Genomic DNA, 26,447 nt, shown 5'->3' on the forward strand with positions numbered 1-26,447 from the left:
GCACCACAACACATATATTATAGATAGGAAAACCACATGTCAGCTTCAACCTTAGTCAGCCCTCAATCCATGATGGACACGTTAAGCATCCATACAGAGATGGCAAAAGGGACGATAAAAATCACAGCCAACCCTAAAGATCAGGGCATTCAAGCCCCCTCTTTCACCGAACTGATGGAAAGTAAAGTCGCAGCGGTAAACACAGATCAAAACATCTCTTCAGCCAAAATAAGATCCGTAGATATGGGGGAAAGTGATGATTTGGTGGGGGCCATGGTTGCCTCACAAAAAGCAAGCCTCTCTTTCTCAGCAATGATTCAAATCCGTAACCGCTTAGTTCAGGCATTTGACGAAGTAATGAAAATGCCTCTTTAAATAAGGCATCCCGTTAAACCAACTCAGCACTAGCAGAAAATCAACGTCTTCTGTAAGGAAAAATATTCAATGTCTACAACTCTTGCTCAACCGAGTCAAACCATTACTGACGCTAGTAATAAAGGTGAAATGCTCTCCTCTATGAAAGCTAAATGGCATGACTTCAACCGTGGAGATCGTCAAGTATTACTGCTAGCAATCCTCGCCAGTGTGGTTGCCTGCGTTATCGTCCTACTACTCTGGACTGCCAGCCAAGGATATCGTCCACTCTACGGACATCAAGAGCAGGTTGAAACAGCGCTGATCATTGAAGTACTCGAAGCTGAAGGCATCGCTTACCGTCTCGACGCGACAAGTGGCTTGGTATTGGTCGCTGAAGATAAATTAGGTAAGGCAAGAATGTTACTGGCCGCTAAAGGTGTTAAGGCCAAGGTACCTTCAGGCATGGAGTCACTGGATAACAGTGGCATTGGTACCAGTCAATTTATGGAGCAGGCAAAATATCGCCATGGGCTAGAGGGTGAGTTAGCCCGAACCATCATGGCATTAAAAGCTGTGCGCACTGCCAGAGTTCATCTGGCTATACCTAAGAGAACCTTGTTTATCAGGCAACAACCTGAACTCCCTTCAGCATCTGTGATGTTAGATCTCTATGCTGGGGCAAATTTGCAGCTCAGTCAGGTTGAGGCTGTTGTGAACTTAGTCTCTGGCAGCATAAGCGGCATGACACCTGAACGGGTTCAAGTGGTCGATCAAGAAGGTAATCACCTCAGCTCTGGGATGGCCAGTAATCAAGATATAACCCAAGCAAGAGATAAGCAGCTGAAATATACTCAAGACCTAGAGCAAGGCTTAATAGATCGAGCATCTAGTATGCTAGCCCCCGTGCTAGGGCAAGAAAATTATCAAGTTCAGATCGCCGCTCAAGTAAACTTTAACCAAGTAGAAGAAACACGAGAGTCATTAGATCCACAATCTGTCGTCATCCAAGAACAACAGAGTATCAATGATACCGACAACACCCTTGCAATGGGGATCCCCGGCGCTCTCACCAACAAAGCCCCCAAGGCTAATAAAAATAAAAAAGAGAACTCTAGCCGTAACCTCAATAAACAAGAAAGTCGTCAATTTGATGTAGGACGTTCGGTCACCCATACTCGCTACCAACAGATGCAACTTGAAAATCTCTCAGTTTCTGTCCTACTAAACAGCCAGGCGGGAGGAGAAAATGGCTGGAATGAAACCCAACTGACACAACTGGGCACCATGGTTCAAGATGCAATTGGCTTTTCCGCAGAACGTGGCGATCAATTCAGTATCAATAGTTTCGAATTCGCACAAGTTCAGATAGCCCAATTTGAACCTATGCCATGGTGGCAAGCTGAAGGTTATCAGGCTTATCTCAGATACTTCATCGGTGCTATTTTAGGTTTCGGTCTTATCTTTTTCGTACTTAGGCCTTTAGTTTCTCACTTGACACGTACCGCCGAACACAGCTTAAAAGAAGAGAACAACGAAATACCTGTGATACTCGATCCTCCACCAGCAGCAAGTATTACCAGTAATGATCAATTTGGTGACGCTCAAGCACTGGCAGATCAACTTATGGGACTGGATCAAAACAAAATGAGTAGCGACTGGGTGGCTAATCAAAGCTTACCGGCGTCTAGCTCACCACTCACAGTGAAGATGGAACATCTGAGTTTGCTGGCAAATCAGGAACCCGCTCGCGTCGCTGAAGTGATTGCTCACTGGATAGGTGATAACGACAATGGGCAATTAAGTAGGTAGTCAATCTAATGAACAAGAGTAAACTCGGAATAAAAATGGATAATTTAGAGCAAGCGGCCATGCTGCTACTGAGCATGGGTGAAAAGGGCGCGGCACAAGTTATGTCGCATCTGGACAGAAATGATGTTCAACATTTAAGCCACAAAATGGCACGCTTATCCAGCATCACACAACATGAAGCTGAAGCCGTACTCGGCCGCTTTTTTATGGGGTATCAGGAACAGTCTGGTATCGCGCGCGCCTCTCGTTCATATCTGCAAAAGACATTAGATATGGCCCTTGGTGATCGCGTAGCAAAGAGCCTGATTGATAGTATCTACGGTGATGAAATTAAGACCTTGGTGAAACGACTAGAGTGGGTCGACCCTCAGTTACTGGCGAGAGAAATCACCCATGAACATAGCCAACTGCAAGCTGTACTCTTGGGGCTATTATCGGCTGAAAGTGCGGCCCAAGTACTACAAAGCTTACCTCCCGAAGGACAAGATGAAGTACTGGTTCGCATAGCCCAACTCGGTGAACTAGACCGAGATGTCGTCGATGAACTAAAACAACTCGTTGAACGTTGTATGTTAATTGCAATGGAGAAAAGTCACACTCAAGTATCTGGTATTCGCCAAGTAGCCGACATACTTAATCGATTCGAAGGCGATCGGGAGCAGTTGATGGACATGATCAAACTCCATGACCGTAAACTCGCCAGCGATGTAGCAGACAACATGTTCGATTTCATCATCCTAGGTAGACAAAAACCAGAAATTCTGCAGGAAGTGTTAGAACTTGTACCACCAGAAATGTTAGCCCTCGCACTAAAAGGAATAGACTCTGAGTTAAAGTCAACTTTATTAGGCGCCCTACCTAAACGTATGTCATCGGCGATTGAAACTCAAGTTGAAGCCATAGGTTCTGTCCCTCTCAGTCAGGCTATTACCGCCCGTAGAGAAGTCATGGCGCTCGCCAAAAAGATGATGATCGATGGTGACATTGAATTGCAACTTTTTGAAGAGCAAGTCGTCGAGTAATGCCTGATGAAACCGCAAACATAAAAAATAACAATACGGACCAAACAAAAAATAATGTCCGGTGCCCATATAAAACAAAAACAATCTGCAAACAGGTGGCAGGGTAATGATAATGAATAACGACAATACTGACTCAAAATGGCGCCTACAAGGAGGGCTACCTCACCGCCACAGATACTCCCCGTTGATCCCAGTCGATTCAACTGAAGGTGAGCAAAAATCCCAATGGCAAGACTATCAGCAAGCCTTCGACACTGGCTATAAAGAGGGGATATCTAAAGGCCATGAAGATGGCTTTAATTCAGGATCTGAAGAAGGGCAGCGATCTGGTCATGCCAGCGGCTTTAACCAAGGTCGTATAGAAGGGCAACTCAAAGGAAAAGAAGCAATCGATGAGCAACTCAACCAGCTTCTCGTCCCTATTGATGCGTTAAAATCGCTTCTTGAAGAGGGGCATAATCAACAAATATTACAGCAGCAGGCTACAATACTTGAACTAATACGTCGCGTTTCTCAGCAGGTCATCCGCTGTGAACTAACCCTACAGCCTCAGCAGATCCTCTCTTTAATAGAGGAAACGATGGAGGCACTGCCAGATACCACTTCAGAGATGAAAATTCATCTTGAACCTAATGCCGTACATAAACTAAAAGAACTGGCTTCAGAAAAAGTTAAGCATTGGACCTTAGTGGCAGACCCTTCTATATCCCCAGGCGGTTGCCGTATTCTCAGTGACAAATCCGATGCCGATGCGTCTGTAGAAACTAGGCTCGATGCCTGCATGGATCAAGTGGCAATAAGACTAGAGCAAAACGGAGAAGAACCGTTACAGCAAACAACTGAGTCAAGTGCCGATGTTAAATAGCACTACGTCCACCAAAAACTCAGCGAATGATCGATTAAATTGGCCACAAGTACCAGTGGCACAGCTTTATGGCCGCTTAACACGAGTTAATGGTCTATTACTCGAAGCAATAGGCTGTCAGCTTGGTATGGGAGATCGTTGCCACATCCAATGCAGGGATGGCCGAAAAATCGAAGCCGAAGTGGTGGGTTTTAATAAAGAAACACTCTGCTTAATGCCCATGGAAAACACTTCAGGTTTAATGCCTGGCTCCCGTGTGATCCCCCTCAATGGCCAAGTTCAAATTCCTGTGGGCGATGGGTTATTAGGTCGAGTACTTGATGGGTTAGGCCAACCTTTAGATAATTTAGGTTGCCTGACTAATATTAGCCGCCAACCGATTGCTAACCACAGTATAAATCCCTTATTACGTAAACCCATAGAAAAACCTTTAGATGTCGGTATTCGCGCAATTAATGCCCTACTGCCTATCGGTCGTGGTCAACGGCTAGGACTCTTTGCCGGATCTGGGGTGGGCAAAAGCGTACTATTAGGCATGATGACTCGCTTTACCGAAGCTGATGTGGTTATTGTTGGCTTAATTGGTGAGCGTGGTCGTGAAGTGCGGGAATTTATCGATCACTCTTTAGGTAAAGAAGGCCAAAAACGTGCTGTCGTCATCGCAGCACCAGCAGATACCACTCCCTTAATGAGAATGCGTGCCATGCGACTTTGCCATCACATGGCTGCCGCCTTTCGAGATCAAGGCAAACACGTGCTGCTGCTGGTAGATTCACTCACCCGTTATGCTCAAGCACAGCGTGAAATAGCCCTCAGCTTAGGCGAGCCACCAGCCACAAAAGGCTACCCACCTTCCGCCTTCGCTCAGCTGCCCAGTCTAGTAGAACTTGCTGGTAATGGACAACATCCAGAAGGGACATTAACCGCCTTCTATACCGTCTTAACTGAGGGAGATGATCAACAAGATCCGATTGCTGATGCAGCCAGAGCGATCTTAGATGGTCACTTGGTGTTAAGTCGTCAACTAGCCGAACAGGGTCATTTTCCGGCCATTGACATCTCAGCTTCAGTCAGTCGACTGGCAACCCAAGTCGCCAAGAAAGATCAATTACAGCAAGGCCAACGGTTCAGACACCTTAATAGTCGTTACAACGAAGTACGTGAATTGCTGCCTTTAGGTGGTTATCAGGCTGGACACGACCCACAAATGGATCTGGCAGTAGCAAGTTACCCTATGATGGCGAGCTTTCTTAAGCAGGACACTTCGCAAAAATTCGATTTAGCCGAGAGCCTGCAAACATTAGCTGAACTCACTGACTATTTCGATGATCCCCATTCCCAAGGATAAATGAGATGAAGCAACTATTACAGCTTTGCCAACAAGAAGAAAAAAAACTCTCTCAACTCGGCAAGCAGCGCAGTGACACTCAGCAACGTATCGACCAAATCACGCAGCAAAAACGGGCGTTAGCAGAGATGTCAAAAGAGTATCAAGCTTACTCACCACAGCAAGCTAATTCATTGCTGCTGCAAAATAATATCAATATGCAACTGGCCTTAACGCCAATGCAAACCCAGTTAACCAGACAACAAATACTGCTGCAACAAGAACACCAAAGAATGGATGGTCTATGGCGTAAACAGCTAGGAAGACAGCAAGGCATAAAACATTTCTGTCAGAAACGTCATCAAGCACAACTGGACGCCAAAGCTGTTCAAGAACAAAAGCAACTTGATGATCTTGCTGGACGTTATCAAGTATCTTACAGCTAACATGACTGAGACTTGTTAGATAACAAGCCTTAGATATTGACACAACTTGGTTCACTGGGTAGCGACTAAAAACTACCCTGCCTTAGCGATATCTTCAGCTTTAACTTCGGAGGATGTTAAACCAGCTTGATGTAGTAAAAAATCAGCAATATTACGATCATTGGTAACCCTTGGGATCTTTTGCTGACTGTCTACTTTTCCCTTAAGCTTAACAAGGTAATGATAAAATGAACGCTCTGGAAGGCGTGTCACTACGGGCATATCCAATTCACCTTTCGTGCGGAAATCTTGATAGAATGCACACGATAACATAAGTTTTTTATCTAATTCTGCAGCCAAAAAAGGCAAGTTTATAATTTCATTGTCCGGTAGTTCGATCAGCCATTGATGATAAAATCGGCCACTGTCTTCATCAATTACGCTAGGCGCGACAGTAAACTCATGAATCGTAATATTCAAATCAGTCACCACCTCGCTCATCACTATTTCAACGTGTTCACTTCGAATATGCTCACCCATAATATTTAACTCATGCTGCATACGGCCACGAACGAGAATACGATAGGGGTTAATTGAAGTAAACCTAACCATATCTCCGACACAATATCGATATAATCCTGAAAAAGTTGAGATTAACATAATGTAATCTTGCCCGATCACAACATCTTTTAAAGGAAGACATAATGGCTCATCTGTATTAAATTCATCAACTGGTATAAATTCAAAAAAAACGTTATTGTGGCTGTCAATCAACATGCCTTCCTCTGCTAAATCTTGCAATGCAAAAAATGCCTCAGAAGAACCATAAAACTCTCGAACATTAACCTTATGGCCAAGCATTCTTTCTATCGCAGGTAAATAGGGTTTGCAGCTAGTACCAGAAGAATAAAATGTATTCAGATTAGGAAAAATATGATGTAAATTATCAGAACCAGACACTTTCTGGCAAGTTTGAAGAAGTACTACAACCCAAGAGGGGAACCCCACTATCACGCGTATATCATTAGCATTAATCGCCTCCTCGGCAATACGCAACATCATCTCCTCATAATTAGGTATATCCAAAGTTTCCTTCGCTGGAACCACCCCTCTAAACAACCATTCAGGTAACAGTTTACGGCTCAATCCTGACAACCTACCAATTGGGAATCCATTCATTAACTCTGTCGTACAAGATCCCGTCAAGACGATACTATTTGCACTAGATAAGAATTTTTGATGACTTAATAATGGATATAAATGTGCTATTTGAACTGAACCTAAGAGCTGATTACTTTTACTCTCTCTCGTGACAGGTACATATTTTATGTCACCCGTCGTTCCTGATGTGCAAGCAAAATAATGTGGTTTTTGGGGCCAAAGTACATCTGGCTCACCTTCAACAACCCTTTTCATATAAGGAGCAATTGTTTCATTGGTTTGCATAGGCACCAATGATTGGAAATCTTTTATACTAGTGATATTTGAAAATCGATGCTTTTTGCCAAACTGAGTTTTTTTGCCTAATTCAATCAACTTGTGAAAAATATTCTCTTGGCTGGTAATAGGATCATTGATCAACTTTTTATATTTTCGTTTAATTTGCCAATACCTAATTACATGGATGAAATTCATTACCAAACCCTCATCATTATGAGCATAAAATGAATGAAAACATCATTAGTAACAGCAAGAGCGACTAGGTCTAATTCTTTACATTATCCATTCTGCGTTTATCAAAATTTATGTTTGTTAGATAATATCTAACAAACATAAAAGGTAGCATAACAATAAGATTTGTCTATTTTACAAATGAAAATGCACGTAACTCATTATATTTAAATATTTTTAAGTATCTTGTTGGATAACAAGTTTTCATCACTTCATCCCCTATTTGACACTTATTTTTGACTAATTCTAACTGACACTAACAGAATATAGGATATCTATAAATAGACACACATCTGAGTTTACAACCAAAAAATCAACAAGGTGATGGACTCACGTTATACACATCTGGTTGCCACACTTGCATCAACACCTCAGGATTAGGCACAGCTTTAAAACCGAATTGAGCATATAAACCATGAGCATCTCGTGTCGCCAACACCATCCGCCTTAAGCCTTGTAGATCTGGATGTGAGATGATATCGGTCATCAGCATTTTACTTAAGCCTAAGCCACGATATTCATCAAGAATAAACACATCAGCTAAATAAGCGTAGGTCGCCCTATCTGTGATCATACGCGCAAAACCCACTTGTTCATTAGCATCGGTAAACACACCAAAGCAAAGTGAATGAGCCAGCGCTTTTTGTAACACAGATTTAGGCATATTTTTGGCCCAATAACTTTGACAAATAAACCCGTGAATAACATCAATATCCATCTCACCCAAATCTTTACTTATCCTATACTTACGCATAAAAAACGCCTTATCCCTTAATCATCATCGCCTAAGTTAACGAGCAGCGTAACACGGGCCAGTAACCAACCCCACCAGCAAGTTATTAGATGAAATCTGAGCCATTACTGCTAAAAATAAACGAAATAATCTATTAAATTCGATATTTCGCCCATAGTTTATGTTGTTTAGGGGTTAAAAAACTCCAGACCAATACGCGAGTGAGTTTATTTCCTTGCGCCATATCGATAGTCTTGATGGTAACCGCACCCACTTTTTCCAGCGCGGTATAACAAGGTTTTATATTTTCTTTCTTAGAGACTAAACTTGTAAACCACAGGCATTGGGTGGCAAACTCTTTACTCTCATAAATCATATTATTCAGAAACTGCTTCTCCCCGCCATCACACCAAAGTTCAGCTTTTTGACCGCCAAAGTTAAGTTCGCTGCCACTGGCCCCAAATTCAGTGTTGTGCCCCTTAGCCACTCTGTTAGCGGTCAAATTTGCGATCTTACGTTGGCTGCCTGCACTTGCCTCTGCCAACGATGAATGAAACGGTGGGTTACACAAGGTGACATCAAATCGGTCTGTAGCACTGATAATACCTTGAAACACATGCTGATGATCATGTTGCAACCGAGTTTCTAGCTTACCTTGTAAGCAAGTATTGGCTTCAACAATGGCGTTAACATTAGATAATGATAACGGATCAACATCACTGGCCACAAAACGCCAACCATAGGCCTGAATACCTAATAATGGATAAATACCATTTGCGCCAGTACCTACATCTAATACGTTAATTTTCATTAGCTTAGAGTTAATCTTCGGAATATAAGCATCCAGAGTAACGTGTTCGGCACCACTCATACTCTCCTTATTTTGACCAACATCAACTCCAGCCAAAAGATCGGCAATATAATGAATATAATCCACCCTTCCTGGTATTGGTGGACAAAGAAAACCTTCTGGAATATTCCAAATGGCTATTTGATAATACTGTTTCAGTAATGCAGCATTTAACGCTTTAACCGCCTGTGGATTAGCAAAATCGATGGATAAATTGCCATAAGGATTAGGCCTGACATAAGGAGTTAATTCTGGACTGGCTTGCGTTAGCTTGTCAAAATCATAACCATCACGATGAAGGTTACGTAAATGCAACCCATTCTTTTTATGACCTGCGACTCTTTCTAGGTGAGAGACAGTATTAAGCTTACTCACAGCTGCTTTCTGTGTTGTTTGTTTTACTCTCCTTACACCATTTTTTTTCAGTCTAGTTGTTGGCTTCTGGCTTGATTTGGAACTTGGCTTGGTCATAAAATGTCTTATGTAATTAACGATACACGCTAACAACAATCATATAAAAAATTAACAACCCCACGGATTAGGCTGATAGCCTAATCGTAAAGGTATTTAGTAAACAGCAAATTAATAATTGATTCTTTACCCGTCTCTTGCTTAATAAGACGATTAACCTCTTCATAGCATTCACGGCGGATCTCCTCACGCCCGGTTAAGGATTTGACCTTATCTGCCGTTTTACTACCCAAGATCTCAATAATTGCCGCACGTAGAAGGGGGTCATGATGTTCAATGGCAACAAGATCCATGGGAGACTTGACCATGAGTTCAATACTGATTTTAACAAACCCTAGCTTCCTTCCACTTGATAGGTAGTTCGTGACGATATCGGGATCGAAACCATAATAAGCATATTCCTCAACCGCTGCTTCCTCAACTTCTTGAGGCACTTCATCTTCAGCGCTTACCCCAAAACTAAAGAGGCTGACAGTAAGAATAAACAATAAAAATATCATTTTTTGCATCAAAAAAGCATCAAGTGCACATTTTTTCATATTGAAAGTTTCCATTTCAAACACTATTAAACTGAGCATTGAGTACAACTTTTTAAAACCTGTGCTCGCGGATCTTTCTGACTATCTCACCCTAGCATGTTAGACTGCATCTGTTTACAAGTCAGCATTGTACCGAGAATTAGATGAGTGTAACTAGGTTAATCTTCCCATATGGTGAAGCTATTCAGTGGCTTTCACCAGATCAAACCAATCAACTTCCCACATCTCCTTTAACAGATTGGCTCCTCTCTAATGGAAGTTTAACTCAAAAATTACGATCTCACTGTGTTGAATTTGAAGTAAAAATACTAGCTGAAGATATGTTAGCTCCTTTTAATGGTGAATGCCTCACTGCCAACCAGTCTTGGGTACGTGAGGTCTTACTTTGTCTAGATGGGATCCCGTGGATTTTTGCTCGCACCTTAATTCCGATAAGTTTATTTCAACAACAACAATTCAATTTTGTGAACTTAGGTACTCGTCCATTAGGAGAGTTGTTATTTTCGAGTGATACTTTCTCACTAGGAAAAATAGAAATTGCTCACTTTACACCTTGCCATAAACTCACCCAGTTACTGGCACCCCTTGAGCAAACGCCCACTCAAGAATTATGGGGACGACGCAGATATTTTTGCCATCATGACGAACAACTTATTGTCAGTGAAATTTTTCTTCCCGCCGCCCGCCGCTTGATAGAAGCAATGTGAATTAAACAAAACGATTCTTAATGCTATATCTAAGCCACTTCAAAGTGCTCGTTGCAGAGTCTCCATAGGATGGCTGAATAAGGCAATGATTGAAACAATCGTTTATTCCTTCGTCGATATGACTAACACAGTGCAGATATACTACGGAAACTCCCGCAGAGTACGGCGAGAAGCAAGAGATAAACGACTCAATCTTACTAACGCCAACAAACATAAGCCCAATAAGCCAAGGCTACCACCACTTGAACCACTCGATACTTGGGGTGAAACAAGGGTAAGCGAGTTAATATTACTACTCTTTATCCCCTCACCATCGGTTACCGTTAAGGTCACACTATAAGTATCGACACTCGTATAAGTGTGGCTTGGTGACGACTCATTACTCATTTGCCCATCACCAAAGTCCCATAAGTACGAGTAGTTACCATCACCACCAGACACTGTCGCACTGAAAGCCACAGTATTATCAGCCCCCTGACTTGAGCTAAAACTCACAATCAAACTCGAGGGAGTAATTGTTATACCACTATAATTAAACTGTACCGTGGCCATTGAAGAGTCTGCATTTTGAGATGTAATATTCATCGTCAAACCTAACTTAGGTAATATAATCCCAGATGCAGGCTGGCTAGGTGCACTATAATCGATATTATCATCAAAAGTCGAAGTCGATAGCAAATGATTATCGCCAAAATAGCTCGACTGATCAAACTGGCTAAAAGTGGCATCACGTACTTGGATATTTGAGTTTCTAGTGCCAATTACATTTTGATCTGCATCAATAACACCGATTAATCCCGCACCTGGATGTGAATTTGAACTGTTACCTCCATAGCTAAAGTTTTCCAACCAGAGTAAGACTCCAGGCTCATAAGAATGGCTAGGTAAACCTAGATCAACTCCATTATAGCTACGTAATTGCACAATATAGCGACGCTCAGCTCCAGGCCGTTCATTATCAATTCGAGTAAAACCTGCCAACAACATCTTACCTGCTGTTTCAGCGTCATCAGCATAAACTAATGTAGCACTTTGCTTAACCTGCACGTCATCAATGGCTATACCATATTCACTCACGGATTGATCGGTAATGTAAACTAACTTGACTTCAGCATTAGAACGTCCAGAAAATGCGCTAATATCATATTCCAAATCAACCCAATTGTTGACCCCTTCTGCTCCTATGATGTCAGACGAACTACCGGTAAGAATATTTCTCGCATTATTAATCGAATTACTGTTCTTTGTATAATTTCCAGCAACGACAACACCGTCTATCATTACTTGAACATAGTCATAGTTAACCTCAATATTCCAATGTGCTTTCATGGTTAAGGTTAAGGGAGTCTGACTTGGCAGGTCTATATCAAATGACAATGCATTATCAATCAGATTGCCCTGATCTGAATAATATTGATAACTATCACCATAGGGCTGCTTAAAAGGAATCGTAGCCACAGGCAGTGGAATCGATATTTGATTGACCAACGAATAATTGACTGCTTCATTGAGCACAGCCTCAACACCTGAGTCGCCGATAGAGTCCAGTAATATCTCCTGCTCGTTAACCCAGCGTCCCTTATACCGCCCCTGCAAGTAAGATCTCGCATATGGACTAAATCCTGTAGGCTGAGTTCCTGCAATAGTGCCTGCCCAGCCACCACCAGACATCACGGACCAAGAGCCGACCGGAGAGCCTTTACCTACATTACTAGTATCATACTCATCAGGTAACCCTAAAACATGACCAAGTTCGTGCACCACAACGCCCGCTGCAGAGTCAATAGGTTGAACTGTATAACTAAAAACTTTTAATCCTGTCCCGGGAATGGTGTAACCAAGAGAACTGCCATTATAGACAAAAAAACGATGCGACCAGATAGCATTCGCGCCTAATACCCCTCCACCAGATTCCTCTCCGATACTTGAGTGAAACAACATCACATGATCAATATTGCCATCAGGTTCATCAACATTGCCATCTCCATCTAAATCCAACGGATCTTCCACATCATAACCAGCAAGCTCACTGGGGGACATGCCAGCAACCGCCATCGTCACCGCCTCTTTAACCAACTCTGGCACTGCAGTATCACGCTTATTATTGGCATTATCACTCCCCCCATAAAACGAGGCATTATTAGCAGCGGTAAACCAACCTTTTACCTCGCCAGTCAAAAAGAAACTGTCCCCAGATACCGCCTGATAATACTGATACGCGGTTAACAAGTTTTGCCCTTGGGGACCGATAAAGCCTGCTGGGGAGAAAATCAGACTCTCATAATGAGAACTTGGATAACTCGGGTAGTACATTGGCGTATCGCTCGCTGAAAGACGATTATTATCATAAGGAAGATCAGGGAAATCAATGAGTACAGCAAGTACTTTGACGGTTTTAGTGACTAAGGAGTCAGCGACAGAGGTTGACGCAACACCTTGAGCAAACAACTCACTTTTATTTTTAACAACATGGTTATTGATAGATTTTAACCTTTGCTGCTCAAAATTCGCTCTCAGCAGCTCGCCTTTATTTTGGGCACTATTAACACTATGGGTATAAGCCTCAACGGCAGCACGTTTATCTTCTGCGCTGGCAGACTCCGATATCTCACCTCGCTTGATTAACCAGTATAAAATCTGTTCCTTATTTATGACACCTGGATCTGCCAACGTTGCTTTTGATAAATCAAGCGGTTTAGCCACAACAAGAATACTCATTAATAATAAGTTAATCAAAAGACATACACTCAAAAGCATGCCCCTGCTATTTGTCAGCCCCATCAGCGTGACCTCCTTCCAATTAACCAAATAAGCATCATTTTAAATTAGGCCTTTATTCGTCCAACAAATTCCAATTTGATTAAAATAGCCCTTTATTCTCATATAAAGTTTAGACCTTAGTTAGCTCATCTACACACTTAAGGAGACATAGTCCGCTACATTAAATTGTCTTGTTCACACTTAGGTAATGAACTCAACGATTTAGTTTCGTCAGTGAAAGAGCGACATAGTGAGTAATGGTATAAACATATCCGCCAATAAGGACATGAAAAACACCTTTAAAGCCTCGACAACAATGAAAACAATAGGGCCTTCGTGAAATTGATAGCGTAAATAACCTCAGTCGAAGTGCGAAAAAGGGACGAAGGCTGTTATACTTGCCGCTTCCCTTTATACCTCTAAAAAAAAGAAACCATGCTCTATCTTTTAACCAGCTGTATTGCACTCTTACTCGGCCCACTTTTCTATCGTTATTTAACGGCACAAAATGGACTCCAAAAAGGGCTCGATGGATTTATATTCGTCTCATTAGGCGGACTTGTTCTTGTGCATATTTTACCTGAGCTACTGGAACATGGTGGATTTTCAGCCATTATCTTCGTCATCATCGGCTTGTGGGGCCCAACTGCTAGTGAGAAATTATTCCATCGCTATTCTGATGTCACACATAACCTGACACTGACTTTAGGCATAGGTGGGCTTTTACTACATACCATTACTGATGGCGGGGCTATTGTCTTGGCTCAACAAGGTGATAGCTCGATATTACTGGCTTTAGGTGTCATATTGCATAGGTTACCAGTAGGGTTGGCTATATGGTGGCTACTTAAACCCCAGGTAGGGGCTCGCTGGGCGATGGTGGTTTTAACCGCGATGATGATATTAACTGGCTTGGGTTATTTTGCTGGTGAACAACTGCTGACACATTTAAGTTTAGATAATACGGTTTATTTACAAGCCTTCGTAACAGGTTCAATCTTACACGTGGTGTTACATCAACCTCATGGTCAAAGCCACACAGATCAACAAGGTCAATACGAGTATCAAGCAGGCATAGGCAGTCTTTTGGGAATTGTATTACTCATTTTACTACTAATGATGGATTCTGGCGGACACGAAACACATCATCACGACCATAGTGTCGAGCAACTTGCTGATTGGATTATGACCTTAGCTCCTGTGCTACTTATCACTTATACAGTGGCAAGCTTAAGGTACCGCTTCGGTCTCTCACCTAACAACGACTCTTTAGGCAAGAGATGGCTACAACGCTTAGCGGGACCCGAAGCATTGATCATTACAGCACTATTACTCGGCCCAATATTGGCAATACTACAATTTATAGGGCTATTGATGATAGGCATCATATTAACGCTGGCTAAAATTGAGCCCATAGATCCACATCTTCGCTTACCACAATCAGCAGTACGTTTTGGATTTTCTCACTTAGTCGATCGTAGCGCTCCTTGGATCATACTCAGTCTGATTTTAGCCAATCTAATCGGACACCCTTCAGTACCACTATCTAACCCTATCACTCAAGTCGCAGTACTTCTCTTGGTATTCTTACCCATGAGATTCTGTAACTTAGGCGGAGCTGTATTGGCACTGTCTCTAGCATACAGTGGCTGGAGCACAGAAGCTGTCATGCTGGTTCTATTAGTCGCCCCTGTGTTCAATTTAACCCAGCTTAAATTGATGAACTGGGGTTTACGCAGTGTATTGCTGATTGTAATTACCATCAATTTAGTCGCTATCAACATTATCCAACCTCAATGGGATGCTATAACGATACTCCCCGATAGCATCAATACACTTTCTTTGACTGTACTTGCTGGCCTATTTGCCGCTAGCCTACTGCGCTTAGGTCCAAGAAAATTTATAGCAAGAATTATGCATCTAAAACCTCAAGCTCACTCACATGAACATGGCCATAAACATTAAAAATGAATAAATCACAGCTTAGACATTAAAAGAAGAAATTGGTTAATTAGACTTAGCGAACATGACCTAATCAGAAGTATGATCATGGGTGATAACCCAGCGACCATCAAACTTTTCAACCAGTAGGGTAAATATACCACTAGGTTGATCTTTGGTTCGAGTTAACTGCCAACGGCCAATAACCATTCCAGCATCATTACTTAGCATTCTGATCTCTTTTATGGTGAACTGCAAAGTACCTAAACTGGCTTTATCAGGGTAATTCTTTTTGTAGGCGGCTAACGTCTCCTTCCAACCATAGCGAAGCTTATCACCAGATACGAAACCCATCTTTTCACTATTCCAATAGCCTTGCATATAGCCATCAAGATCACCACTATTCCATGCGTCTTGTTGATCCATCAAGACCTGAGTAATATCATCACTCGGTATAGCAGAAACACTAAAAGTGATCAGCATTAAGGCCGTGATAATTCCATTTTTAATCATTGTTTCTCCAGTAATTGTATAGCCTATAATAAGATATAATATCTTAATTCACGATCACATACTGTTATATTTCTGTTAGAGGTTTATTCCGATTTAAAAGTTGAGAGTATTGATATGTATCAAAAACTGTGTAAATTATTTTTGAAATTAACTGGTTGGAAAATCTCTGGTTCATTTCCTACCCAATTACAGTTTATCGCCATCGTAGGACCACATACCAGTAATTGGGATTTTATTATCGGCGTCATTGCCAGAGGTGCACTTAACGTAAAAATTAATTTTTTGGGTAAACATCAGCTTTTTATTCCACCTTGGGGGTGGATTTTTAGAGCCATGGGAGGAGCACCTGTAGATAGACGTAAGAATAATAATTTAGTCGATGCTGCCGTACAACTTTTTCAGAATAACCCAACATTCTCACTCGCATTGACGCCTGAAGGCACCCGTAGTCCAGTGACACGCTGGAAGACTGGGTTTTACCATATTGCCAGTCAAGCCAATATCCCAATAATCACCGTTGGTTTAGATTTTGGTCGCAAAACTGTTATCATTGCAAAAGAAATGTCAACCACTGACGATATGCAACAAGATATGGATAAAATCATCCGTTTCTACCGATCAATCCAAGGTTGTCATCCAAAAATCATTCCAGATTTTTCCCAAGAAAAATAAACATCCTCCTCAAGCAAAGCTTAAGTGCAGCATAATAAAATATATAGCTCGTGATGTTTAAAGCGACTCCCTTTCCTTAAACTGTTTGTCGATTTGTTTTTTCAGTGCTTGCAACTGCACGTCAATACTCGCATCAACGATACCAACTTCGGTTTCAAGAATACAACCTCCATTTTTTAACCGAGCATCAGCAATCACATCAACATAGCCCACTTCGGGGAAAGCCGTTAATACTTCACTTACTCGCTCTCGTACTTCAATCAATTGTTCAGGATTAACATGCAAAATAACCTGCTTTTGATTACTCACTAACTGCAAGGCTTCTCGAACAACAGCCAAAGTTACCTCTACATCATCAAAGCCTTGTAAAATTTGGCCCACACAAGCCAATACAGCTTGTGTCATTCTCGTTTCCGATGAAATATAGTAGTTATTACATTGAGCAACAGTATCAAGGACAATTTCTGCACACTCTTTTTTGGCACTTAGCTGGCCATCTTCATAGCCTCTTTGTCTTTCTTGCTCATACACTGACTCAGCATCTAAAATGATTTGAGCAGCTTTAGCTTCTGCAGCTTGGATAAGATGTTCAGATTCAAGAAAGAACATATAATCTGCTGATTTTAGAATTTTTTGACCCGGCACCAAATTCAGATTGTCGGTATCTACCTTAACAAATGAAAGCATTGTGGAATAACTCGCTTAGAAATTTTCTTGATAAGTTGATATGCTATAACGTTTGATTCTGTTGACACTTCATCAGTGGTAACAAAGTACTGCTTAAAATCGTATGGCAGCTTGAGCTGTAGTGCTTGAATAAAATCAAGTTGAGAGGTTTCAAAAATGGATGTCGTAAAGCGAATACCGCAAGCGATGAAATAATTATCAGGTATTATTTCAGGCAACGATTTTACCCACTTCTGTGGCCAACTAGATAAAAGCAACTGGGTTTGATTCATGCAAAAATGATAGGTCTCTTCTCCCATACTCAGTAACAATGCTTGCCGTGACACTCGAAAAATAACACCTTTACAAGCCTGACTGTGTAATGTCGCCCCAATATAATGAAACAGCAACATTAACTCTGTCGCAGGCAATAAACCGATTGAACGTGCTGGATGAGAAAAATCAGCTTCCTTAACCACATCCAAACCGAGTGTATTGACTAACCATAAATTCAATCTAGGGTTTTGACGCCAACCGTCAATGTGCAACACATTGTCAGCGTGGGGAATATGTGCAAACCAGCTGATATCTATATAACTCAGCGGTTGATACAGATATTGATGCAAACTATCTTCATAACTTAGCTGGATTGAAGCGTTAGCAGACATCACTACAGACCACTCGCTTTTTTACTCCACAGATATGTCACTAGATTCGTACCAAATAGCATAATAACGAAGAAAATAATCAAGCTAATAAAACGGTATTCAGAGGAAGCAGCCATTTTAAAAGACAGTACATTTACCAACTGCTGCTGACTGGACACTAATCGACTTTCAATAGCAGGAACCAAAATCACACTAATTTTGTCGTAATTTAACCCTTCAATACTATTGTTGACTAACAATTTAATCTGAGGCAACAATGACTCGATATCGATATTAGGTGCATGTTTGATAAACACTGACGCTGAAGAAGTGTTTTCTTGACTACTACGGCCACGTCTTTTTTCTTCTTTAGGCCTAACAATATGAACCCGTGCCGTAATAACACCATCAATCTGAGACAATGTGGATGAAATCGCCTGTGACTTAGCAAACATTAATCTTGCTCGTTCTTCATCAGGTGAAGTGATCAAGCCCTCGTCAGGGAAGATATCTTCCAAACTCGCAAATGTATCTTTAGGGTAACCCTGAGCTTTTAGCGTCGCTAAAGCTAAAGAAAGTTGTGATTCTTCAACCACTAATTTTACTTTCCCATCAGCATCTGGTTGCTTTTCGGTGCTAATACCGGCAACCAATAAAATAGCTAGCATCTCATTACCTTCTTTTTGAGAGAGGGCATTATACAGCTCGGTTTTACAACCTCCGAGTACAATCAGGCAGCCTAGTAGCGCTATTTTGAGTATGTTTTTTATCATTGTTACTGCGCTTTCATTAAAGTTTCAACATTCTGACTGGTTTTACCCGCCGTTTTTGCGATTAACTCTTCTTGCATAGTGATCCTTGTCAATGCCCATTGAATTTCCATTAAGGCGGCGGGATCGTCAATTCCAGAACTCATCGCTGTTTTTAAGCTTTCTGTCGCCCCTGAAATTTGTTTTTTCATATCAACAATTTGATCAAGTACCGATTCACCTAACCCATTATCAACATTTTGCTGCATCGCCTGTTCGAAATCTGTCACAGCATTTGGATCCGCCATTTGTGAGTCTTGAAGCTGCTCAATACTAGTATTTAGCACTTGAGTAAAATTAGAATCGAGCATACATATATTCCTAAAATATATCTGGCCTAGTAGTGTTCGTCATCATGTTACGCATGATGCTATTAAGCTGAATTAAATGACCTAGCTCATCGCGAATTAAATCAACTAGGACCGTCTTATCGGGAACATTTTTAAAATGTCCCCAAGCTTCCCAAAGTGCGGTCTCACGACGAGATGAGAACTGAAAATCTTGTTTTAGTTCAGCTTTCAATTCTTCAATAGTCGTTGGCGGAGAAGTATTCAGTCGACTAATAAAATCATCGCTCACAAGCTGTTGTAATTGAGTGCTTAGTGCTCGACTTCCATCAGACCTCGCAGTGTTCAATGCAAACCATAACGCCTGCTCTGAATTCACTTTGTCACCTGGGAACATATTTTTTAACAGTGACTTAATCTCAACTTTAGAGGGTGATGCCATAGCTGAGAGTTGTTTATAAAAACGGTCAAAATCTGGGTTTATACCCGGTTTTTCCTCAACGTGTTTATTCACCGCCTGACTCTCAGACTTAGCCAACGCTTTTTCTAAATGCTGTTGCTCATTAATAGAGACGACCCTTCTGCCAGGATCTACAACATACGCATCTTGACTCATACTTTTATTGAGCTCTATCACTCAAGAGCCATATAATGAGTAGCAAAAGTTTGTGTACTGGTAGAGCTTGATTTTACAGCTTGATTAAGCCAAAAATCTTGCTTAATTCCTAAGTCCAGTTGTTCGGTGCACAACACAACAAAACAAATTAAGTCATGATATTCTGCAGCAAGTGGTTCAAGTAAACTCAATGCTGCTTGATATTGAGCGCGATTCATCAAACTCAAGGCACGAATCGTCGCCACCAGTTCAATAAAATCCTCATCATCCTCTAAAGTAATTGCAATACTCTCAGCTTCGCAATATTGATGCTGCCCAACCGCTATCAAGGCTAGTTCAGCCAGTAGTTTTTTAATTTCCCTATTCATTTAATCAGCTGCCTTTACACTTTTTGCAATATACTGCGCATAACATCCGAAATCGATTTAACCACAGTCGAACGAATATTATACATAACAGACCAGCTGTTTATGGCATGCTGCAGCTCGGCAAGTTTAGCAGGATCATCAGCTCCCTCACCTGATACCCCACCAATTTTTTCTTTTACACGAGTATCAGCAAGCGCTAAAGCCTCATCAATACTGTTAACAACAGAATTAAGATCCAAACTAGAACTATCTGTAATAGGCATAATAATTTCCTTTCAAAATGTATATTAAATTTTATTTATAATGACATTAGCAGCTTCTATGGCCGCTAATTCTTTGCTTAGTTTTTGGTATAAATCAGGTCGACATCCAAGATTAATCTGCCGTTTCGTCTCAACCTGCACAAGATCAAGCAGCTGTCTAATTTTTGTCTTTTCTTGTTCTGCATCACTTGCTCGCAAGCGAGCCTCCAATGCTGTCATATTGACTGGCAACCCTGTCATTTACGCCTCCAAAATTAATGGTAATTCGTTGCTCACCTTTGGCAATGTCTATGCCAAATTCAGTGATCCTGATAATCAGATAACCAGAGGGAGTTCGAGTCCCTTCTGTATACCGAGTGTTGTCCGCTAAAATAATGTAAGGCACACGACCAAAATTGACCGATTTAACCGAAAAATCGATATTAGTACCTTTACTCACTTTCGGAATTGATTTGAGCACCAAGTACGGCTTATCACCAAACTTTTCTCTGAACTCTCGCGCAACTTGATAAAATTTAGTGCTTTCAATTTCAGTCAATTCACCTCGAGCCTCTATTCTATCCGATGCCTTAACCAACTGTAATTTAGCTAATAAACCGTCAACCTCGAGCATTTCTTTAAGTGCATCGAAATAGGCCCCAGCTCGTTGTAATTCAACTTTCCACGCAAGTAAACCTGGTACATCACTTTCAATAATTTTTTCTACCTGACTCCAACGACTTGCATCATCGATGTAACCTGTCAATAATACTGTTCCAGCAGAATCACCATTTTTGACTTGAACTTGGTGGTAACCTAAATTGCCTAGAATGAATTTTACACCACGACGTATGGTATCCATCGCACGCAGATTACTTTTATAATTAATGCCTAAAGACTCAATTTCATTAAGCAGTTGAGTTCTCTGAATGTTACTTTCTACATAACCTTCAATTTCTACTTGGTTTGCTAGGCCATTCCATTCGACACGTACATCACTGAGCTGTAAAGTCTCTAAGGCTGTACGTACTAAGAGTATTGGTTCAGCTTCCTTAACAATGAGTCGTTCAACTTCACTTTTTGCTTGCATTTGGAACAATAAAATTGTGCAGGGAATAAGACTAAAGAGCAGGCCCAATAACACCGATTTTTTCCAGCCTCCTTTCTGATGAACAACTTTTCGTTTAACGTCAGTTTTTTCAAAATTTACTTGAATTTGGTTAAGTTCGTCTTGTTGTAAACCAACAATAAAACTTAACCCACCCAACCGAACAATGTCACCTCGCTCTAACGTGACACTTGACGTCACTTTTCTCTGCTCATTATTAATAAATAGCTGACTATCTTGCGCTAACGCCGTTAAACTTATTTCCTCTGCAACACTGAGTGTTAGATGCTGCTCATCAATATCATTATCGGATAACACAATATCAGCATTGAGCGCATCACTCCCTATAATAAATTCACCAATAGTGAGGGGTAATTCGACTTCTGCATGACTACCCGTTAGCAGCCTCATTTTCCATTGAGTCATCTTATTTACCTATTGCTTAGGGGAAAGGCAGCTGTGATCAAGCTCATCACATACTCCAGGAACAATCCTGGATCCCTGCTCACCAGTCGGTAATGTGCATTCCTGACGACGAGAGCTGATACCATCACCCACTAACCCTTCCTGCTGTTGGACAGCACTCGGTGTTAATTGGCATCGATACAAGTTCAAAGCCGAACGGAAACTCTGATTTACATTTGAAATATCTTCTATACCAACTATTTGACCACGTAAATCTTGATTATTTCCAACAACAATATTATCCCCTAAACCCTCAGTGATAACCCTTGGCTCTACAATAAATAAGCGAACTGTGCGTCGCTTAGTATTTGCTTCAGAGCGAAATAATTGACCAATCCAAGGAATGTCACCTAACAAAGGGACTTTTCTGAGTCTTTGAGTGATTTCATCTCGATAAACACCACCAATAAGCAAACTCTGACCTTGCTTAACCGTGGCTAACGTACTCATTTCTGTTTTACGTGTAGAAGGAACACCATTAATGGCGCTATCTGGGATTTGAGAACCATCTTCAATCTGTAGACTCAAATTAATATCTGCTCTGGCAGAATAGCGATCACCTACAATCCGAGGGACAATTTTGAATACCATTCCTGACGTCACTTCTTCCAACGACTGAGACTTTTCACCCACGAGCTGAATGTAAAAGGTTTCGCTGGTACTCAGCACCGCCTGAACATTTTCCTGAGTGAGTAGTGTTGGTCGAGAAACAATTTGAGCACTACCCTCACTTTGTAATAAATTCACTTGAGCCAATAAGTAATTCAGATTTGCAGGGTCGAGTACTGATTTAAAATCGAGTCCATTGCCCAATGTCACATTATCAGAGCTGTCACCTGTCGTATTAATATCAATTATTTGGTTATCACCTGCCGATACGCCAACACGCCAATCAACTCCGATTTGCTCCAATTCATTCACACTGATATCGATTATCGACAAGCCCACTTCAATTTGAGCTTGTGGTCGATCTAATTGTTCGATTAAACGACGATAAAGAGGCAGTCTTGAACGAGCATCTCTTACTACAATAGAATTAATTCCAGGTTCAGCCTGAACCATTGCTCCACTACGAAAGCGGCTAACCGTATCGGGTTGACGTTTTTTATCATCGCCACTGCCCTTATCTATGTCTGCTTTCCCAGACACAATATTGGCATCGACACCGGATAAAATATTTTCCAAAATAGTGGCAATACCAGGGACAACAATTTCTTGATCACGATAACTAATTGTTCTATCGGTAGCGGACGCATAACGAAGCGGAATAATTTCAATGTAAAAATCATCATCCTTCGCCACTTGCTGGCTCTCATGTTGCTCTAACACTTCTGCAATTTGTATCACTAACTGGACATAGCGAGGAGGTCCAGCTACGTAAACACTCCCCTTTCCTGTGATCGCTTTCCAACCGAAGCGCTGATCCCAAATCCCTGTTGATTCTAATGTCGAACGTAACTCTCTAACAGGAACTTGCTTTAATTGAATCAGCTTAGACTGAGTCTCTACCGCTTTATTGACATATAAAACTGCACCGTCGTAATACCAAATTAAGTTATAAAGGCTGGACAAATAATTAAGGAATGCGGTAGGGTCTTCTGGTGTAAATCTCCCACTGATTTGCTCTGATACTTGATCGCTAATCGCTGCCGCAACGCCATAGTTAGTGGCGAAATTTGTAATAACATCTCGTAACGAGTCATTGTTAGCGTAATACTTAAACTCACGGTCAACCCAATCTAATTGCTGTGCTTTGGCTTCTGCAAGACTAAATAAACACAGTGAAAAAATCCACAATAAACGAAAATGTATCTGACTTATTCGCAACCTCATTAAGGTAACCACACATGATTCAAATTCGAACCTACCAAGGTATGTAATTGCATCAACTGCTGGTATTTTTCAGCAATATCAACTTGATTATTAACCATAGAAATAAAAAGGTCAGTTGATACGTCCTGCCTAACTCGCTGCACTAATGTTAATTTACCCTGGCCATTAATCGCTATAATACTATTATGATTTCTCACATTGATTAACGCTTGCTGCATGACTTTTTCAAGTGCCATTTCTTGTTGATAATTTAACCCCAAAGTGACCTCAAGCTGCAAATCACTTTCAGCGATCACCCAGCCATGGCTTTGATAAAGCTCCACTGAAACTTGATCAAATGAGAGACGATAACGCCCCTCAGAATTAGCAAGAAAACCACTGTGATTTAAGTTAGTACTTAATACTGTCATTAAATTCGTTAATTCTACATTCATTTACTTTACCTGTTGCCAAACAGGTCTTAATAAAACCTGTTTTTGACGATCGACTTCAAACAGGAATTCCGGTGATAAGGAATTTGCATTCCTTAGCCAATCCCATAATTTTGAATGATCTATGTCGTAACCTAAGCTTAAATCGTTGATCATATTCAATACACCAGTGAGCTCTGGCAAAACGAGAGAAATTTCATTTAAACATGAGGAAAAAGACTCTTGAGCTGGGCCATTTAAAATCAATTGCTTAAGATTAAGTAAAGATGAATCTACTACCTGTTTTTTATAAACTTGTTGCTCTGCAAAAAGAGGAGAAAGCGCTAACAATTGCACCTGACACTCTTCGAGACCTTTACGTGCTTCCTTCACATGTGCCTCTAAATAGGCTTCATTTATGTCATTAACTTTTAGCTGACACCAAAAATTCACCTTAGATTCTAGTTGAGACTTAAGCACTGATAACGCTTGGTACTCATGAGAAATGTCTACATCATCACTATCTCTTTTTTTTAATAACCAAGAGCTTACCGACTTGCACACTAGTTTTGCTAGCATGTCTACATGCCCAAGGTTAAACTTAGGCATTAAGCCTGCATTGACCTCTGCCAACAGTTCATGCATCTGGCGCTGCTGGCTTCCTCTAAAAATATCAGCGCTTATCTGCAAAAAAAGTTTTAAATCATTTTTCGTTAAAGAAACATTAAAGTCGATACACGTTTTGATGTAATCACTAGCCAAAATGCAATCAAGAACACGGCGCTCAATAACACGCTTAAGCAATAATAACTGTTGCTGATTAACCACCCCAACGGCAACTAATTCTTTGTGGTTGACATTGACAGCAGACAAAGGCGAAGACAGATTAACCCGAACACAAGAATCATTCGCCACCAAGCTAATTTTTCGTCCTGTAAATTTTGACTTGTTCATCGATTCAGATGCCATTACACGTCCTCAAGTAATATTCGTGATCAATTTTATAGCTTTAGTAAGCTCAAGACTTACAAAAAACGTCTGAAAATTTTAGTCTGAAGACAAAGTGAGTTGTGTACGAACCTTACTCGGCGTTACCCCAAACCGGCGACGATAGCTTTGTGTAAAATATGACTGACTTGAAAAACCAGCTTCAATTGCAATATCGACAATACGAGTTTCACTACTTAAAAGCAGATTGTAAGCATAAAGTAAACGCCGCTCGGTGATCCATGCTCGTGGAGATACGCCAAAAACTTCAAAAAAAAGTTCTTTAAATGTCGTTAGACTTGAACCGAATTCTTTAGCATATTCATTTAACTTCCATTCCTTTAGATAATTTTTTTCCATGAATATATGTAAACGATCAGATGAACGATTCGTTTGTTGACGTAACAAACGACATAACTCACTGCCGGAGCTAGAATGGACAATAAGTAAAAGAAGTTCTTCCAATTTCAATTCATATAAAATATCAGGCAGTTTAAATTCAATAACGGAAAATAAGCCATGGATAGTCTGTTTAACTAAATCATTAACAAACAATTTAGCAACAACTCTAGATTGCTGATCAGCTGTCAGAAATGACGCTAATGTTTCAGCATGTCGCTGAACAAAAGGGGTAAGGAAATCTGCTGTAAACAGTACCATAACCATTTCAATTTTTAAGTTAATGTCATCGGAAAAATACTCAAATAAATATTCCCCTCGACGAACAAAGCATGCCTCACCAGCTTGAATAGTTAAAGTTTCATCCGTTGATTGGATGGTGATAGCGCCCACTTGAACATAAAGCAAAGCATCCTTATTAATTGTTTTAACTTCCGAACCACCAGGAAATATACAATTAACAATTAAATTACTATTTACTTGGTTGCCATCTTGAGAAATAAGCTGGATTGGATTACCCATAACCCATAACCCCTTTTTGCAGTTTTTATACGAGTTAGCAACATTTTATGCTATTAACATATATTTAATTAGAAAATGTAACTTTAACCACCCGTATTTTGGGGCAATTAACCTACTAATGATGTAAAGAGGAGCAGTATAGACTTATAGCCTACAAATAAAAAGACAATACTTTACATCAATAACGCAATAAGCTTAACAACAAGGCCAAACAATTAAAAAGCAACGTTTTACTTACAAATTTAAGAGTCACATGGCAATAAACATTTTACACACAAACAAACTTAAAGATAAAGAATAAGTATTAATATAACCTAATAAAACAGGTGTATCACATCCGATTGAAATTTATAGTGTTGAAAGCATAGATTTTTAAATGAATTAGGTGTTTTTATTACTTGAACTTGACTGAACTAATTTTAACCT

Annotated in this window: 28 protein-coding genes; 9 read left to right on the forward strand and 19 right to left on the reverse strand. The window is 40.7% G+C overall.

Going from position 1 to position 26,447, the window contains the following annotated elements:
- The first annotated feature begins 36 nt into the window (after window positions 1-36).
- From fliE to HQQ94_RS00315, 6 genes are all read left to right on the forward strand, one after another.
- Window positions 37-375, forward strand: coding sequence for a flagellar hook-basal body complex protein FliE (gene fliE, locus HQQ94_RS00290; protein WP_302051834.1), 339 nt, complete (start codon window positions 37-39; stop codon window positions 373-375).
- Between the two features lie 69 nt (window positions 376-444).
- Window positions 445-2,166 (forward strand): flagellar basal-body MS-ring/collar protein FliF, encoded by a 1,722-nt coding sequence (gene fliF, locus HQQ94_RS00295; protein WP_173292566.1) that lies wholly within the window; start codon window positions 445-447, stop codon window positions 2,164-2,166.
- An 8-nt stretch (window positions 2,167-2,174) separates the two neighbouring features.
- Complete coding sequence (locus HQQ94_RS00300; RefSeq protein ID WP_173292567.1) at window positions 2,175-3,188, forward strand: flagellar motor switch protein FliG; 1,014 nt, start codon at window positions 2,175-2,177, stop codon at window positions 3,186-3,188.
- 112 nt (window positions 3,189-3,300) lie between these two features.
- Window positions 3,301-4,053 (forward strand): flagellar assembly protein FliH, encoded by a 753-nt coding sequence (fliH, locus tag HQQ94_RS00305; RefSeq protein ID WP_173292568.1) that lies wholly within the window; start codon window positions 3,301-3,303, stop codon window positions 4,051-4,053.
- Window positions 4,043-5,401: a flagellar protein export ATPase FliI gene (gene fliI, locus HQQ94_RS00310; RefSeq protein ID WP_173292569.1), complete on the forward strand. Its 1,359-nt coding sequence runs from the start codon at window positions 4,043-4,045 to the stop codon at window positions 5,399-5,401. Before fliH ends, fliI begins: the two co-directional genes overlap by 11 nt.
- Window positions 5,402-5,406: 5 nt before the next feature.
- The gene (locus HQQ94_RS00315; protein WP_173292570.1) at window positions 5,407-5,826 is read left to right on the forward strand and encodes a hypothetical protein; all 420 of its coding nucleotides are present in this window, start codon (window positions 5,407-5,409) and stop codon (window positions 5,824-5,826) included.
- A gap of 72 nt (window positions 5,827-5,898) precedes the next feature.
- On the opposite strand, the gene HQQ94_RS00320 is transcribed toward HQQ94_RS00315, so the two are convergent.
- The 4 genes from HQQ94_RS00320 to HQQ94_RS00335 form a co-directional block, all read right to left on the reverse strand.
- On the reverse strand, window positions 5,899-7,440 hold the full coding sequence (locus tag HQQ94_RS00320) for a GH3 auxin-responsive promoter family protein (RefSeq protein ID WP_173292571.1): 1,542 nt from the start codon (window positions 7,438-7,440) through the stop codon (window positions 5,899-5,901).
- Window positions 7,441-7,789: 349 nt separating this feature from the next.
- Window positions 7,790-8,230, reverse strand: a complete 441-nt coding sequence (locus tag HQQ94_RS00325; protein WP_173292572.1) for a GNAT family N-acetyltransferase — start codon at window positions 8,228-8,230, stop codon at window positions 7,790-7,792.
- A gap of 133 nt (window positions 8,231-8,363) precedes the next feature.
- Window positions 8,364-9,530 (reverse strand): 23S rRNA (adenine(1618)-N(6))-methyltransferase RlmF, encoded by a 1,167-nt coding sequence (rlmF, locus tag HQQ94_RS00330; protein ID WP_173292573.1) that lies wholly within the window; start codon window positions 9,528-9,530, stop codon window positions 8,364-8,366.
- An 80-nt stretch (window positions 9,531-9,610) separates the two neighbouring features.
- Window positions 9,611-10,039, reverse strand: coding sequence for a flagellar basal body-associated protein FliL (locus HQQ94_RS00335; RefSeq protein WP_173296451.1), 429 nt, complete (start codon window positions 10,037-10,039; stop codon window positions 9,611-9,613).
- A 173-nt stretch (window positions 10,040-10,212) separates the two neighbouring features.
- Here HQQ94_RS00335 and HQQ94_RS00340 point away from each other — a divergent pair, with 173 nt between their 5' ends.
- Window positions 10,213-10,776 (forward strand): chorismate lyase, encoded by a 564-nt coding sequence (locus HQQ94_RS00340; RefSeq protein WP_173292574.1) that lies wholly within the window; start codon window positions 10,213-10,215, stop codon window positions 10,774-10,776.
- 141 nt (window positions 10,777-10,917) lie between these two features.
- Here HQQ94_RS00340 and HQQ94_RS00345 read toward each other — a convergent pair whose 3' ends face one another.
- Window positions 10,918-13,557 (reverse strand): immune inhibitor A domain-containing protein, encoded by a 2,640-nt coding sequence (locus tag HQQ94_RS00345; protein WP_173292575.1) that lies wholly within the window; start codon window positions 13,555-13,557, stop codon window positions 10,918-10,920.
- A 414-nt stretch (window positions 13,558-13,971) separates the two neighbouring features.
- Here HQQ94_RS00345 and HQQ94_RS00350 point away from each other — a divergent pair, with 414 nt between their 5' ends.
- Window positions 13,972-15,501, forward strand: a complete 1,530-nt coding sequence (locus HQQ94_RS00350; RefSeq protein WP_173292576.1) for a metal transporter — start codon at window positions 13,972-13,974, stop codon at window positions 15,499-15,501.
- A gap of 66 nt (window positions 15,502-15,567) precedes the next feature.
- On the opposite strand, the gene HQQ94_RS00355 is transcribed toward HQQ94_RS00350, so the two are convergent.
- Entirely contained in the window at window positions 15,568-15,990 is a 423-nt protein-coding gene (locus HQQ94_RS00355) for a DUF4440 domain-containing protein (protein ID WP_173292577.1), read from the reverse strand.
- Between the two features lie 114 nt (window positions 15,991-16,104).
- Between HQQ94_RS00355 and HQQ94_RS00360 the strand changes: the two genes are divergently transcribed.
- A complete protein-coding gene (locus HQQ94_RS00360) occupies window positions 16,105-16,662 on the forward strand; it encodes a lysophospholipid acyltransferase family protein (protein ID WP_173292578.1) in 558 nt (185 codons plus the stop codon).
- Between the two features lie 57 nt (window positions 16,663-16,719).
- Here the strand turns inward: HQQ94_RS00360 and HQQ94_RS00365 are convergent, their stop codons facing one another.
- From HQQ94_RS00365 to HQQ94_RS00425, 13 genes are all read right to left on the reverse strand, one after another.
- Window positions 16,720-17,349: an HrpE/YscL family type III secretion apparatus protein gene (locus HQQ94_RS00365; RefSeq protein ID WP_173292579.1), complete on the reverse strand. Its 630-nt coding sequence runs from the start codon at window positions 17,347-17,349 to the stop codon at window positions 16,720-16,722.
- A complete protein-coding gene (locus HQQ94_RS00370) occupies window positions 17,328-17,996 on the reverse strand; it encodes a SctK family type III secretion system sorting platform protein (protein WP_173292580.1) in 669 nt (222 codons plus the stop codon). The genes HQQ94_RS00365 and HQQ94_RS00370 overlap by 22 nt, the downstream gene beginning before the upstream one ends.
- Before the next feature lie 2 nt (window positions 17,997-17,998).
- On the reverse strand, window positions 17,999-18,748 hold the full coding sequence (gene sctJ / locus HQQ94_RS00375; protein ID WP_173292581.1) for a type III secretion system inner membrane ring lipoprotein SctJ: 750 nt from the start codon (window positions 18,746-18,748) through the stop codon (window positions 17,999-18,001).
- Window positions 18,749-18,750: 2 nt separating this feature from the next.
- Window positions 18,751-19,095 (reverse strand): type III secretion system inner rod subunit SctI, encoded by a 345-nt coding sequence (sctI, locus tag HQQ94_RS00380; RefSeq protein ID WP_173292582.1) that lies wholly within the window; start codon window positions 19,093-19,095, stop codon window positions 18,751-18,753.
- A gap of 10 nt (window positions 19,096-19,105) precedes the next feature.
- Window positions 19,106-19,687: a YopR/YscH family type III secretion effector gene (locus HQQ94_RS00385; RefSeq protein WP_173292583.1), complete on the reverse strand. Its 582-nt coding sequence runs from the start codon at window positions 19,685-19,687 to the stop codon at window positions 19,106-19,108.
- Between the two features lie 17 nt (window positions 19,688-19,704).
- Window positions 19,705-20,055: a YscG family type III secretion protein gene (locus HQQ94_RS00390; RefSeq protein WP_173292584.1), complete on the reverse strand. Its 351-nt coding sequence runs from the start codon at window positions 20,053-20,055 to the stop codon at window positions 19,705-19,707.
- A gap of 14 nt (window positions 20,056-20,069) precedes the next feature.
- Window positions 20,070-20,318 (reverse strand): type III secretion system needle filament subunit SctF, encoded by a 249-nt coding sequence (sctF, locus tag HQQ94_RS00395; protein WP_173292585.1) that lies wholly within the window; start codon window positions 20,316-20,318, stop codon window positions 20,070-20,072.
- A 24-nt stretch (window positions 20,319-20,342) separates the two neighbouring features.
- On the reverse strand, window positions 20,343-20,516 hold the full coding sequence (locus HQQ94_RS00400; protein ID WP_173292586.1) for an EscE/YscE/SsaE family type III secretion system needle protein co-chaperone: 174 nt from the start codon (window positions 20,514-20,516) through the stop codon (window positions 20,343-20,345).
- Entirely contained in the window at window positions 20,503-21,831 is a 1,329-nt protein-coding gene (gene sctD, locus HQQ94_RS00405; RefSeq protein WP_173292587.1) for a type III secretion system inner membrane ring subunit SctD, read from the reverse strand. The genes HQQ94_RS00400 and sctD overlap by 14 nt, the downstream gene beginning before the upstream one ends.
- A gap of 9 nt (window positions 21,832-21,840) precedes the next feature.
- Window positions 21,841-23,703, reverse strand: coding sequence for a type III secretion system outer membrane ring subunit SctC (gene sctC, locus HQQ94_RS00410; RefSeq protein WP_217273961.1), 1,863 nt, complete (start codon window positions 23,701-23,703; stop codon window positions 21,841-21,843).
- On the reverse strand, window positions 23,703-24,137 hold the full coding sequence (locus HQQ94_RS00415; protein ID WP_173292589.1) for a CesT family type III secretion system chaperone: 435 nt from the start codon (window positions 24,135-24,137) through the stop codon (window positions 23,703-23,705). Before HQQ94_RS00415 ends, sctC begins: the two co-directional genes overlap by 1 nt.
- The gene (locus HQQ94_RS00420; protein ID WP_173292590.1) at window positions 24,138-25,082 is read right to left on the reverse strand and encodes a T3SS regulon anti-activator ExsD domain-containing protein; all 945 of its coding nucleotides are present in this window, start codon (window positions 25,080-25,082) and stop codon (window positions 24,138-24,140) included.
- A 78-nt stretch (window positions 25,083-25,160) separates the two neighbouring features.
- Window positions 25,161-26,021, reverse strand: a complete 861-nt coding sequence (locus HQQ94_RS00425) for a helix-turn-helix transcriptional regulator (RefSeq protein WP_217273962.1) — start codon at window positions 26,019-26,021, stop codon at window positions 25,161-25,163.
- Between the last annotated feature and the right edge of the window lie 426 nt (window positions 26,022-26,447).

Origin of the sequence: Shewanella sp. VB17, from assembly GCF_013248905.1 — a bacterium.
Classification (GTDB): domain Bacteria; phylum Pseudomonadota; class Gammaproteobacteria; order Enterobacterales; family Shewanellaceae; genus Shewanella.